At 36.4% G+C, this 13,460-nt stretch carries 9 protein-coding genes; 3 read left to right on the top strand and 6 right to left on the bottom strand.

Annotated features, from left to right (window positions below):
• Window positions 1–178: 178 nt before the first annotated feature.
• On the bottom strand, window positions 179–1,309 hold the full coding sequence (locus AC57AW_RS19675; RefSeq protein ID WP_496353244.1) for an alpha/beta hydrolase: 1,131 nt from the start codon (window positions 1,307–1,309) through the stop codon (window positions 179–181).
• 152 nt (window positions 1,310–1,461) lie between these two features.
• On the opposite strand from AC57AW_RS19675, the gene AC57AW_RS19670 reads away from it, so the two are divergent.
• Window positions 1,462–3,132 carry a glutamine--tRNA ligase/YqeY domain fusion protein gene (locus AC57AW_RS19670; RefSeq protein ID WP_496353243.1) on the top strand — a complete coding sequence of 557 codons (1,671 nt, stop codon included), beginning with the start codon at window positions 1,462–1,464 and terminating at the stop codon, window positions 3,130–3,132.
• 136 nt (window positions 3,133–3,268) lie between these two features.
• On the opposite strand, the gene AC57AW_RS19665 is transcribed toward AC57AW_RS19670, so the two are convergent.
• Window positions 3,269–5,209, bottom strand: coding sequence for an oleate hydratase (locus tag AC57AW_RS19665; RefSeq protein WP_496353242.1), 1,941 nt, complete (start codon window positions 5,207–5,209; stop codon window positions 3,269–3,271).
• Window positions 5,210–5,298: 89 nt separating this feature from the next.
• Entirely contained in the window at window positions 5,299–6,177 is an 879-nt protein-coding gene (locus tag AC57AW_RS19660) for a helix-turn-helix domain-containing protein (RefSeq protein ID WP_496353241.1), read from the bottom strand.
• Between the two features lie 301 nt (window positions 6,178–6,478).
• Here AC57AW_RS19660 and AC57AW_RS19655 point away from each other — a divergent pair, with 301 nt between their 5' ends.
• On the top strand, window positions 6,479–7,660 hold the full coding sequence (locus AC57AW_RS19655) for an MFS transporter (RefSeq protein ID WP_496353894.1): 1,182 nt from the start codon (window positions 6,479–6,481) through the stop codon (window positions 7,658–7,660).
• 95 nt (window positions 7,661–7,755) lie between these two features.
• Here AC57AW_RS19655 and AC57AW_RS19650 read toward each other — a convergent pair whose 3' ends face one another.
• Window positions 7,756–8,721, bottom strand: coding sequence for a YpdA family putative bacillithiol disulfide reductase (locus AC57AW_RS19650; RefSeq protein ID WP_496353240.1), 966 nt, complete (start codon window positions 8,719–8,721; stop codon window positions 7,756–7,758).
• A 131-nt stretch (window positions 8,722–8,852) separates the two neighbouring features.
• Here AC57AW_RS19650 and AC57AW_RS19645 point away from each other — a divergent pair, with 131 nt between their 5' ends.
• Window positions 8,853–9,494 carry a hypothetical protein gene (locus tag AC57AW_RS19645; protein WP_496353239.1) on the top strand — a complete coding sequence of 214 codons (642 nt, stop codon included), beginning with the start codon at window positions 8,853–8,855 and terminating at the stop codon, window positions 9,492–9,494.
• A 63-nt stretch (window positions 9,495–9,557) separates the two neighbouring features.
• Here AC57AW_RS19645 and AC57AW_RS19640 read toward each other — a convergent pair whose 3' ends face one another.
• A complete protein-coding gene (locus AC57AW_RS19640; RefSeq protein ID WP_496353238.1) occupies window positions 9,558–10,844 on the bottom strand; it encodes a glycosyltransferase family protein in 1,287 nt (428 codons plus the stop codon).
• Window positions 10,845–10,890: 46 nt separating this feature from the next.
• Window positions 10,891–13,431 (bottom strand): YfhO family protein, encoded by a 2,541-nt coding sequence (locus AC57AW_RS19635; RefSeq protein ID WP_496353237.1) that lies wholly within the window; start codon window positions 13,429–13,431, stop codon window positions 10,891–10,893.
• Between the last annotated feature and the right edge of the window lie 29 nt (window positions 13,432–13,460).

Below are 13,460 nucleotides of genomic sequence, written 5' to 3'. Positions count from 1 at the left end.
TTTTACGAAGATGGCCTTCTTTATATAATTTAATATATAAGAAAACTGTTTTCTAATATGTTCCATAATAAAAAATTATAATTCCCTATTGTTTGAATTAGCAATATTTATGCCATACTATAAGCTTGAACTAATTTTAACGTAATGTTCATTTTTTATGAATTATTTTAATTACTTGTTAAGAAATAATTGTGAAAATATTTTCGTTATTCTTGGATCGGTTAATGATAAGATTCCGGTCTATTCCGTTTAAAGTCTGAAAAATATCTGCCTGTACCTGCGAACTGGAAAGGTATCCCCAATGATTTCCCACTTCATATTTAAAGCTGTTCAGAAGATCATCTTTTACAAATGTACAATCGATAATAGAAACAATATCTTTGAAATGTTCAATATCACTTGGTCCGTTTTTACCAAGTCGTGGTGTCAAAATGTTTTTGGTAAACTGAGAAATTCCCAAAACGGCGTCCTGTCTGTTCAGATAAATGGAAATCCGGTTAGCCAATAATGGCAGTTTATTATAGGAATCTTCAGAATCTTCAAATACTTTGTAGCTGACATCGGCATTCAACAGTAAAACCTGGTCGATAACACGGAGTATATTCTCTCTTTTAAGGCTGTACAGCATGCTTTGAAGCACTCTGTTTCCCAGAGAATGGGCCATAAGGTGAATTCTTTGATTGCAGGGTGCAAGATCCCGGTTTGAGAAAATATCTTTTAAAAATTGGGTGTAGAAATAAAACAATCTCATCAGAGATGTCCCGGAATTGATACTGGAGGCTTTATCATCAAAATAGCTCAACGGAATAATACTTCCTGAGGCCGGCCAGCTTACAAATAAAATATGTTCTACAGGGGATGCGGGATTATCGATGAATATTTTCTTAAGATCAAGAATAGCCTTTAATTCATCATCAAAATCATACAGGTAACCATGGATGAATATCAGTACATCACTTCGGTCTTTAGTGGAAGACATGTTTTTGTACAGTTCATAGAACATTCTTTGAGTTCCGCCAAGATTATTAGCGGTAAGAGGAGATTTTTTAATTCCTTTTTCGCTCAGAAGAACCTCTAAAACATCCTCATAACCCTGTTTTTCGGGTTCAGAGAAAAACTTATAGTTTAAGATATTCCTGTTGGTGTAGTCTTTTTTCTTTTTGGCTTGAGCACTAGGTTCTTTATAATTGTCAAAATCACATTTGGCAATCCTGAAATTGGGAATTGAGTATTCATCATTGGAAAAAGAATCTACTCTTTCACCTTTGTTACGGATTATCTTCCGGTTACTTAAGATATAAACGGCCATGATGATAATTGGTTAAAATGGTTTTAGCTTTACCGAAATTAATGAAAATTATTGAAATACAAACGATAAGGCTTTTAAATTATCACTTTTACAAACGCTTATTTTTCCGTAACTTTGTGGAACTTTTTTTGCTAAAAATTAAAAGCTACTTAATGGAAGAAGAAAAAAAATCACTCAATTTTATTGAGCAAATTATAGAAGATGATATGGCAAACGGTCTGAAAAAAGATCAGATTCGTTTCCGTTTTCCACCTGAACCGAATGGTTACCTGCATGTAGGGCACACAAAAGCTATCTGCATCAACTTCGGCTTGGGTGAAAAATACAACGCTCCCGTAAACCTTCGTTTCGACGATACGAATCCTGAGAAAGAAGAGCAGGAATTCGTAGATTCTATCATGAAAGATGTAGAATGGCTAGGTTTCAAATGGGATAAAGTTTTGTACGCATCTGATTACTTCCAGCAGCTTTACGATTGGGCCGTTCAGTTAATTAAAGAAGGAAAAGCTTACGTAGATGAGCAAGCATCTGAAATAATTACAGAACAAAGAAAAAATCCTGCAGAACCGGGAATTGAATCTCCATATAGAAACCGTCCTGTTGAAGAGTCGTTAGATTTATTCGAAAGGATGAAAAACGGAGAATTTGAAAGTGGTTCAATGTCTCTTCGTGCAAAAATTGACATGGTTTCGCCAAACATGAATATGCGTGACCCTGTTATGTACAGAATTTTGAACAAACCTCACCATAGAACAGGTACTGCATGGAAAATCTATCCAATGTACGACTGGGCTCATGGTGAATCCGACTATATCGAACAAATTTCACACTCGCTTTGTTCTTTGGAGTTTGAAAACCACAGACCTTTATACAATTGGTATTTGGATCAGGTTTATGAAGAAGGAAGGGTTAAAAACAAGCAGAGAGAATTTGCAAGGATGAATGTTTCCTATATGATTACTTCCAAAAGAAAGCTGCAGAGATTGGTAGCAGAAGGGGCAGTAACCGGATGGGATGATCCTAGAATGCCTACTATTTCAGGAATGAGAAGAAAAGGATTTACTCCAACTTCCATCAAAAACTTTATTGATAAAGTAGGAGTTGCGAAAAGAGAAAACCTTATCGAAATTCAATTGCTGGACTTCTGTGTACGTGAAGACCTTAATAAGGTTGCGAAGCGTGTGATGGCCGTTGTAGATCCTGTAAAATTAGTGATCGAAAACTATCCTGAAGACAAAGAAGAATGGTTGGAGACTGAAAATAATCCTGAGCAGGAAAATGCAGGAACAAGAGAAGTTCCTTTTTCTAGAGAATTATATATTGAGCGTGAAGACTTCAAAGAAGAAGCTAACAATAAATTCTTCAGATTGAAATTAGGCGGAGAAGTTCGTTTGAAATCTGCTTACATCATTAAGGCTGAAAGAGTAGAGAAGGATGAAAATGGTGAGATCACTACAATTTACGCTACTTATGATGAGAAGAGTAAATCTGGAAGCGGAACAGAAGAAAGTTTAAGAAAAGTAAAAGGAACGCTACACTGGGTATCTGCAAAACATGCGATTCCTGTAGAAGTAAGAGTTTACAACCAATTGTTTACCGTAGAGCAGCCAGATGCTGAAAAAGATGTTGATTTCCTAAACTTCATCAATCCTGAATCTATGGCTATCGTAAAAGGTTTTGCTGAGCCAAGCCTGAAAGATGTCGCTGTTGGTGAGCCTCTTCAGTTCCAGAGAATAGGATACTTTACAAAAGATCAGGATTCTACAGATGAGAATATGGTATTTAACCGTACAGTAACTCTGAAAGATTCTTTTAAACCTTAATAATTGTAAGGAATAGATAAAAAAAGAGCAGGACTTAATCAGTCCTGCTTTTTTATTGGTACATAATCTCATCGCAACCAAAGGTGCAGCAGTCTTATGTTGGATTTTGGCTAGTTTATATTTTCTAACAAATTCATTATCCCTTCACCCCTTTGACCCATTCCTGGAATCTGCCTACCTGTTCCATGATGAAAGATTCGTGTTCTTCTTTCTCTTCAGGGCGGTTGACCAGAATATGTTCAAAATAAGTTCCTTTCAATACTTTTCTTATAATACCTTCTCCTAAGAATGGTTTGTAATCATTCAAAGCCTGGGTAGCTTTCAGTAAATGTCGGATATCATACTGTAACGGATTGATGTCCGGAACCTGTTTGTTGAGATTCAGAAGTTTGTACACGGCTATTCTTGCTGTTCTCACAGAACTTTCCATAGTGAATACAACATCATTATTGGTCTCTACAAACTGCCCTACAAGACCTAAGTTGGTACATCCTTCAGGAACCACTCTCGGACGGTCTCCCTGCGCTCTTGGCATAAACATAGAAGTGATATAAGGCATAAATGCAGTACGTACAATTGTGTTTTCAATCACGTTATCCAGTTGGTCTGTCATTCCTAAGTGATAACATAATTCGGCAAGAATCTCATTTCCGGTACATTGAGGCATTGTTTTTTTGATATAATTACCTTCTTTATCCATCAGTAAGGCATATACCCATACTACCAATATATCATCCGGCTGGGTAGGGAAGTGGGGTTGTCTGTTGCAGGTAAAACTCATTACCCAGTTAGAGTCTGTAATCGTAATGATTCCTCCTGTAGCGGTTCTTCCGGAATAAGGATCATTCACACACATTTCTTTCAGCTTCTCTGTAAAGGCAGAAGGGCGGCATGTTAAAGTTGCAGATTCCCATGAAGATTTTTCAATATGGCTGCAGAATTTTTCAGGTTTTCCGAAAACTTCAGATTTCGCAGCAAGATTTTTCCACAGTTTCCATCCTGCGCTTTGTCCTGCGCTGCTGTTGTCTATAGTAACCTCAGGAACGGTATTGTTGTCTCCGTAAAAAGTGCTTTCTGTCATAGATCCGGTTGTTACAATAACGTAATCCTCTTTTCCAATTGGTATTCTTACTTCCTCTCCGTTTTGTTCAGTAATAATTCCTTCTACTGTTTTTCCTTCCGTATTGATGTGGATATCAAGATCTTTTACCAGAGTATTAAACTGGATTTGTACTTCTTTTTCAACCAGGAAGTTTTTCAATGGAGTTACATAGGTATCATACTGGTTGTATTTAGGGAATACCAAACATGAAAAGTCTTTCATTCCGTCAATTGCATGAAGGAATCTGTGCATATACAGTTTCAGCTCCAATAAGCTGTGCCAGTTTTCAAAGGCAAACATAGAACGCCACAAGAACCAGAAGTTGCTGTTCAGGAAGGATTCTGCAAAATAATCTTCAATCGTAAGATCATCAAGTTCTTCTTTTTTCTTCAACAGTAGTTTTACAATGGCCAGCTGATCTTTTTTCTCAAGTCCGAATTTGCTGAAATCCTTGATCTCTCCCTGATTATGAATTAATCTCGCTTTAGAATAATTCGGGTCATTGTCATTGATAAGACGATATTCATCCAGTACACTGTAAGGTGCAGGCAATTCCAGAGCTGGAATATCCTGGAACATATCCCAAAGATTCTCATAGGTCATATCCATTTCCCTTCCTCCACGGATAATATAGCCGTCTTTTGCATTACCGGCGCCATCCAGAGATCCGCCTTCAACATTTAGCTGGTCGAGGAAAATAATGTTTTTGCCGGGAACACGTCCGTCACGGATGAAATAGTAAGCTGCCGACATTCCGGCAATTCCGCTTCCTACAATATAGATTTTACTGTTTTCGTAAGACTGTAAAGGAATTCCTTTATTACGTTGATAATTTCCGATCTGGTCGGAGAAAGGCATAGTTTTTTCAGGAGTGTTAATCTGAACTTCTTTACTTGAATCTGGTTCGTGGTTTACTTTTCCAAACTGGTCTGAGGTATTTAAAACGTTGTCGAATTTTGAATTGATCGTACTCATCTTGTATTGTTTTTAATTAACAGTATAAAGGTACCTCTATTCAAAAAGCGATATATATCCCCAATTTCAGAATTATTATCCCCAAATTCTCATGACTGAATATTTTCTTTATTTCTGTACTCTGAAGGGGAAAAGGTAGTATGTTTTTTGAAAAAACGTCCGAATGCAGAAGCCGAATTAAACTGAAGTTCAAACGCGATCTCTGAAATTGTAATCTCAGAATTCCCAAGCATGACGTAAGCTTCTTTCAGCAAAGTTTCATCAATAACCTCATGGGGTGTTTTTCCACTTGATTTTTTAATAATTTCTATAAGATATTTATTAGAAACGTGAAGTTGATCCGCATAAAACTGAACCGTTCGCTGCTGCCTGATATTTTCCCTGATCAGTTTGCTGAATTTTAGATAAAGGTCTTTTTTTCCATCCTCTTTTCCCGGAGTTGAAGAATTCTCCTGTTCCATAATCTCAGCAGTTTCCAACAGCAGATTGAAAATAATAGTTCTGATAATCTCATCTGTAAATTTACTCTGCTTCTTCGATTTTTTTTCAAGATAATCAAGAAGGTTCTGGAGTAACAAAGAATTTTTTGAAGAGGTTTTTACAATATTGTAAAAACCTTTGGAGAAAAGATTCATTTTCTCAATGATAAAGGGATTGGAAATATTTTTAATCAGAAAATTCTTGTCAAAGAACAACAGTTTCATAGTGAAGTCGTCACTGGTCTTTCCAAACTTTACAATCGTGGAAGGGGCAGCCATAAGAAAACTGTGTGCATCTACTTTATACTTCTGACGGTCTATCTCAATATTGATTTCTCCGGCAGTACAGATGCAAAACGCATAATAATCCATTCTGAAAGGAGCTTTAGGAAACTCAAAAATGGGTTTTCCGGAAGAAATATAGTAAGATTGCCGGCAGTCAATACTGTAAAAGGATAGCGTATCATGTAAATTCTCGTAGGTTACCATTCTTACGTATTGGTTAAATTTTTATTGTGTTTTTAAGCAGTCTTAGTAAAAAACACCCGTTGTTACTGCAATTTACGATTTTTATAAAAGTTTCTGGTTTTTTATAGATTAAATAAAACCGTTTTTTCAGGATACAGTTTTTTGTTTGTTTTATGGAGGTTATTTACAAAAATAAGGTTTAAACAAGGACTTTTGGGTTATTTTTATCTAATTTTGCACTTTCAAATTTCCCCAAAATATTATTGTGAGACTAATTAACGTATATACGAGTTCTTTTAAAGGACTCTCGCAGGAGAGTTGGATGCTGGCGTTGGTAATGCTCATCAACAGGGCTGGTTCTATGGTACTTCCGTTTCTGGGAGTTTACATGACCAATCATTTACATTTCAGTATTGAAAATTCAGGAATTGTACTGAGCTTTTTTGGAATAGGTTCGGTGATCGGATCATGGCTGGGAGGGATGATTACGGATAAAATAGGTGAATATAGGGTACAAAGCTTGAGCTTACTTCTTAGTGTTCCTTTATTTTGTTTAATTCCGCTTTTTACAACAGAAGCAGGATTGGCTGGAATTATTCTGGCTCAAAGTATTGTAAGTGAAACATTTCGTCCTGCCAATTCAGTGGCCATTACCAAATATGCAAGACCTGAAAATATAACCCGGGCTTTTTCACTGAACAGAATGGCCGTCAATCTTGGATTTTCTATCGGGCCTGCATTGGGAGGTATTTTATCTGCTATTTCCTATGAATTTCTGTTTTTCAGTAATGCACTGGCTGCTTTGCTTGCTGGGTTGATGTATATCTGGTTTTTTAAAGGCCGTGCAAAATTAGCCAAACAACAGGCAAAAAAAGTAAAAGAAGCCATTGTCATTAAAAAAGAAAGCTCTCCATACCGTGACGGTAAATTTTTGATTTACTGTGTATTCTGTATGTTGTTTTCAATATGTTTCTTCCAGTTGTTCAGTACGCTGACCATCTTTTATAAAGATACTGCACATATGAGCCAGCAAAATATCGGATATATCCTCGGATACAGCGGTTTTCTGATTGTATTGCTTGAAATGGGGCTGGTACAGATTGCTGAGAAATATTTCACTTTAGCTTTTACGATGCTTATCGGGACTTTCCTGTGCGGAGTTTCCTATGCAATGCTGGCTTTCGATTACAGTATGGTTGCTCTTGTACTGTCTATGACATTGCTTTGTGTGGGAGAAATATGGACACTTCCTTTTATGTCAACCATTACCGCATTACGCTCTGGAGATAACAATAAAGGAGCTTATATGGGATTGAACGGGATGTCATTTTCCATAGCATTTATCATTACACCTTATATAGGAACTTTGATTGCTGAGAAATTAGGATTCAATATATTATGGATTGGAACCGGAGTATTGGCTGTGGCTATTGCCATCGGTTTTTACTTTATCATTCCATGGCTGCTTATGGATAAGAATAAAGCAGAAGAGGATTTGGCTTAAATATAAATTTTCCTATAGATCAACCTAAAATTGAAAAAGCGGGTAATTCTCAACGTTAGAATTATCCGCTTTTTTATATCAATGTATTGATTCAATTAAGATTTGGAAAGAATGGTATTGATAATCATATTGGCATGAATTCTTGAGTTTTCAATGAACCAGAGATGAGTGTCTTTTCCACCACATACGACTCCAGCAAGATAAAGGTTCGCAATATTGGTTTCCATAGTGTCAAGATTATAAAACGGGTTCAGGCAGTCTCCGTTAAGATCAATACCTGAATTTCTCAGAAAATCAAAATCAGGAAGATAACCCGTCATGGCCAATACAAAATCATTGTCAATTTCATGAATTTCTCCTTTCTCATCTTTAAAGACAACCGTATTTTCTTTAATTTCAATCATTTCAGCATTAAAATGAGCTTTAATACTGTCTTCAGCAATTCTATTTTCTATGTCTGGTTTTACCCAATATTTTACACTTTTGGAAATCTCAGAATGACGAACAATCATGGTTACTTCAGCACCTTTTCTATAGGTTTCCAAAGCTGCATCTACTGCGGAATTACTTGATCCTACAACTACGATTTTCTGTTTCGCATAAGGGTAAGGTTCGGTATAATAATGCTTGACCTTCGGAAGGTTTTCGCCGGGAATATTCATAAGATTGGGAATGTCATAGAATCCGGTAGCAATCACTACATTTTTGGCAAAATAGGTTGCTTTGGTCGTTTTGATCTCAAAAAGTTCATCATTTTTCGAAACATTCAGCACTTTTTCATACAGATTAATGTTAAGCTTTTTTTGTCTGGCAATTCCCTGATAATATTCTAATGCTTCCTGTCTTCCAGGTTTTGGAGCTGTAGAAATAAATGGAATTTCATCAATTTCCAGTTTTTCCGCAGTAGAGAAAAAACGCATATATAAAGGATAATTGTACAAAGAGTTGACAATGGTTCCTTTTTCTATGATTAAATGACTGAGGTTGTTTTTTTGAGCTTCAAGGGCACAGTTCAAACCGATGGGTCCGGCCCCGATAATGAGAATATCCAACATTTCCATCTAACAAATGTACGATGTAATTTTTAAAATGAGAAGCTATGACCCATCAACTCTCATAGTCTTTATCTCTTTAAATCATTTACCACTTGGCATCAGTTTTGGTGTTTTTTATCAATTGCAAAATTAAAAATATGAGAAAATTACTTATTCCATTGGTTGTTTTAGGTCTGGTTGTAGCCTGTAAGAAAGAGGCTGGAAAACCTGTTCCGAATGTGATTGATTCTATCGCACAAAATAAAACAGACAGTGCAGGTACCGTTCAGAATATTGCTAATAAGGAAGCTGTTTTGAAGCAGACCAATGATGAGGTTTTGAAGGCTCTGAAAAATAAAGATTATACAAGCTTTGCCGCATTGATTCATCCTGAAAAAGGAATTCGTTTTTCAATGTATGCTTTTGTGGATATAAAAGAAGATAAACATTTTTCTAAAGCAGATTTTGAAAAATATCAGCCCACCAAAACATTGTTTACCTGGGGCGCCCATGATGGCTCAGGAGATCCTTATAAAGCAACGGTTAATGATTATCTTGGCAAATGGGTCTTTTCTAAAGATTTTACAACATCACAATATTCACTGAATAAATTCATCGGAGGAGGTAACTCTTTGAATAATTTAAAGGAAATTTATCCTAAAGATAATTTCACCGAAAACTATATCAAAGGAACTGAAAAGTATGGTGATATGGATTGGAAAACACTTCGTTTCGTGTTTGAAGAATTTCAGGGTAAATATTATGTGGTTGCAGTGGTGAATGACCAGTGGACGATCTAAAAGAAGTTAGATGGTAAAAATAATCGGGGCTGGAAACAAAGTTTCCAGCCCCGATTATTTATCTTATAAAATTTCAGTCAGTTGACGGGTTAAGTTTTTTCTTGAGAACTGCTCAATATGCTGAGTGTTTTCAAGAAGACTGCCGTTTTTCCAAAGCTCAAATTTTTCAAGAATGAATTTCTTGACTGTTTCTGCATCCTGATAACTGAAATGTTTTCCTGCCCGGGTTTCTTCCAGAATTTTTGCAACATCAGCCTTATCCGGACCGAATGACAGAATCTGTTTTCCTGAAGCCAGGTATTCGAATATTTTTCCAGGGATGATTCCTTTTGAAGATTCATTCGGGAAATTGGTGATAAGAAGCAAATCTGAATTCTGCATTTCTTCTACCGCTTTTCCATGAGAAAGATAACCAAGGTTCAGTATATGATTTTTCAGACTTGAATCTTCGATGAAATTTAAGATTTTATCATCTATTCTTCCTACAAATTTCAACTTGAAATCAGCTGCAAACTCCGCATTTTCCTTCACCAGTTCATCAAGTGCTTTCCAAAGATTTTCAGGATTTCTGAGTTGTTCCAAAACACCAATATAACTAAGAGTAAATGCTTGACCTGTTTGTCCTTTTACGTTTTCATGAGAATCACTTTCATCAAAGCCATTCGTAATGCAAACGGCATTGGCTCCTGCTTTTCTGAAGTTTTCCGCATCGGTATAGCTTGTCGCCAAAGTGACGTCTGCGTTTTTAAATACGGCACTTTCAAGCTGACGGTGCTTTTTATCTGAACTTTTGGTTAGTTTCAGATGTTTGTAATAGGAAATTTCTGTCCATGGGTCGCGGAAATCAGCAATCCATTTCAGATCCGGCATTTTACTTTTAAGTCCTAGACCAATCAGATGAAGAGAGTGGGGAGGACCTGAAGTCACAATCGTATCTATTTTATTTTCTTTCAGGTAGTTTTCCAAAAATGTAATGGAAGGTTTTACCCAAAAAATTCTGGCATCAGGAATAAAAAAATTACCCCTTACCCAGATCGAAAGTTTAGATTTCCAGCTTTGATTTTTTCCTACATCAAATTGTCCGGCTTTAAACTTTTTATTGCTTTTATTCAGTTTTTCAGCCAGCTGATAGGGTTCCCAGATTTTGGTTCTTACCATTTCAATATTTTCAGGAACATCTTTCATCAGAGTTTCATCCAGCAAAGGATAGCTCGGGTTTTCCGGAGTATAGATGATAGGTTTCCAGCCGAAATCCGGCAGATATTTTGCAAACTTCAGCCATCTTTGAACACCAGGACCTCCCGCAGGAGGCCAGTAATAGGTGATAATCAATATTTTCTTCTGTTCCATTTTTTAATTTCTGTGTCATTCAGAATGATACGTTGATTATGTAGGATTAAGCTTTTTGTTCAGCTAAAATTTCTTTTTTCTTGTTTTTGTTCATCCAGAAAATTCCAAATGCAGACAACAGGATAAATAATCCGAATGACAACAGAGAAAGCCATTTTCCTTTTTCAATTACTTCAGGTTCAAAAACCATTCTGATGTGGTGGTTTCCTGCCGGGACATGCACTGCACGAAGTAAGTAATCTGCTTTCACATAAGGAACTTCTTTCTCATCCAGCATCACTTTCCATCCGTGAGGATAATAAACTTCAGAGAATACCGCTAATTGAGGGGTCTTCGACTGAGATTTAAATTCAAGTTCGTTAGGCTGGTATTTTGTAAGATTAATAAATGCTGTAGAATCTGCCTGAACTGGTTTGTCTGCAAAGTATGATTTATCAGATGATGCAATAACGGCTGTTTTTTTGTTGTTAATAGTCCCGATGGATTTAATTTCCTGATTAGGAGTATCTACAAATTTTAAATCACTTACAAACCATGCATTACCGTTGGCTTTTGGATTAGGAACAACCTGTGGCTGCTCGGGTCCTCCGAAAACCATGTATTTGGCATTTAATAAGTTTAATATATTAGGTGTTTTTACACTGTCTACATTATTGATGTATTCATTCAGAACATCATCGTATCTTCTTAGCTTTACGGCGTGATATCCACCAATTGAAGCTTTAAAATAAGAGGTATTGGTTTCACTTGTTACCCCCAGCGTCTGGTTGTAAATTCTATAGTGAGTTTTGTCTTTTTCAGCAATTGTTTCCAATGTTTTGTTGATATTGACATTGGATAAAATGGATTCCAGATTAGGATTTCCCTGAACTTTTTCAGCCAGTAGATCTGAACTTTCTGTTTGGAAAGGATTTTCAGCAAATATTTTATCTACATAGTTTTCATCGTTCAAATAACGCTTGTTTACCGTCCAAAGATCAAATAAACTTACAACTCCAATTACTACCAGAGCAATATTCTGATTAAGCTTTTTCTTTAAAGTTAAGAATAGGGCAGCAGCTGTGATCGCTACATAAATAAATGCTTTTATTGCATCTATTCTGAATAGCTTATATCTTTCGTCTACAAGATAATCAAGCAGGAAAGGAGGGAAATAAGTCTTTTCGCTTTCTGTTGAAAACCCTAATAATGATTTTCCGAAGATCAAAAGAATTAACAAAAATCCTAATGTTCCACCTCCAACATACATAAGAATTTTCTGTTTGTATTCTTCAGTAAGTTCTTCGTCTGTGAAGAATCTGTATAATCCCAGAATAGCAATTAATGGGAATAATAATTCCACTACTACAAGGATTGAAGAAGGTGCTCTGAATTTATTATAAAACGGAACATAATCAATAAAGAAGTCGGATAACGGCATGAAATTGCTTCCCCAAGCCAATAAAATAGTCAGGATAGAAGCGCCCAAAATCCAATAACGGTATTTTTTTCTGGCAAAGAAAAATCCTAATAAAGCAAGGAAGCATACAATAGCTCCCTGATAAGCAGGTCCTGAAGTTCCGGGCTGATCTCCCCAGTAGGTCATTCCGCTGAAACCTTTTGAAATTCTGTCCATTTCAGCCTGTGAACCCACATTTTCCTGAACCAGTTCCTGAACTTTGTTCATCATTTCTTTTCCTTCCGGTTCCTGACTTCCGCCACCCATTAATCTAGGAATGAAAAGGTTTAAGGTTTCAAGCTGTCCATAGCTCCACATCAGCATACTTTCTTTATCCATTCCGGATTTTCCTGAAGTATGGCTGTCGTTATTTAAAATCTGTTTTCCACGAACCGTTTCTTTTACATATTCAGAATTGGCCATGATTCTTTGTGAATTCATTCCAACCCCGATCATGCATGATGCCGCAATAATTCCTGATGAAATAAGGAAATGCTTCATCGGTGTTTTTTTCAGTATTGCTCTGATCAGTTCAGACAAGAATAAGAATCCTAGTGCAATGAACAGATAATACGTCATCTGCGGGTGATTGGCAGCAATCTGAAGCCCCATAAAAAGAGTGGTAACAATGAATCCCCAGATGTATTGTTTTCTGATATAGACGAGTAAAATTCCGGCTAACAGCGGTGCAAAATATTCAATAGTATTTACTTTACCATTATGTCCGGCCGCAATAATAATATAAAAATAGGTTGAAAGTCCAAAGAATGTGGCCCCTAAGAGGGCATACTTCCAGTTTCTGACTACTACCATTCCCAAAAGGAAAAAACCTGCAAACAGCAGGAAGAGATAATTGACCGGCCTTGGCAGGAAGTTTAAATTACTGTCGATTTTCTTGATGATGTCCCCTTTGAACTGGCTTCCCATCTGATAAGTCGGCATTCCCCCAAACATGGAATCACTCCAATAGGTTTCATTTCCGGTATTCGCTCTATAGTCGAGAAGTTCTTTTGCTCCTCCTCTGTATTGCACAATATCGTGCTGGAAAAGTTGTTTTCCTGTAAATACAGGAGTAGAATATAAAAATGCTAAAACTATAAATACTACTAATGAAGCTGCAATATAAATGAAGTTTTTATTTTTTGCCATGCTGGTTATTATCTTTTATTTCTTGGAAT

This window comes from Chryseobacterium sp. BGA-UO-ETr-SB22, assembly GCF_059567885.1.
This window is presented reverse-complemented; position numbering and strand designations above follow the sequence as displayed.

Coding starts and splice junctions, on each gene's coding strand:
- AC57AW_RS19675 (WP_496353244.1), bottom strand. CDS start 1,309: ATGGCCGTTTATATCTTAAGTAACCGGAAGATAATCCGTAACAAAGGT.
- AC57AW_RS19670 (WP_496353243.1), top strand. CDS start 1,462: ATGGAAGAAGAAAAAAAATCACTCAATTTTATTGAGCAAATTATAGAA.
- AC57AW_RS19665 (WP_496353242.1), bottom strand. CDS start 5,209: ATGAGTACGATCAATTCAAAATTCGACAACGTTTTAAATACCTCAGAC.
- AC57AW_RS19660 (WP_496353241.1), bottom strand. CDS start 6,177: ATGGTAACCTACGAGAATTTACATGATACGCTATCCTTTTACAGTATT.
- AC57AW_RS19655 (WP_496353894.1), top strand. CDS start 6,479: ATGCTGGCGTTGGTAATGCTCATCAACAGGGCTGGTTCTATGGTACTT.
- AC57AW_RS19650 (WP_496353240.1), bottom strand. CDS start 8,721: ATGGAAATGTTGGATATTCTCATTATCGGGGCCGGACCCATCGGTTTG.
- AC57AW_RS19645 (WP_496353239.1), top strand. CDS start 8,853: ATGAGAAAATTACTTATTCCATTGGTTGTTTTAGGTCTGGTTGTAGCC.
- AC57AW_RS19640 (WP_496353238.1), bottom strand. CDS start 10,844: ATGGAACAGAAGAAAATATTGATTATCACCTATTACTGGCCTCCTGCG.
- AC57AW_RS19635 (WP_496353237.1), bottom strand. CDS start 13,431: ATGGCAAAAAATAAAAACTTCATTTATATTGCAGCTTCATTAGTAGTA.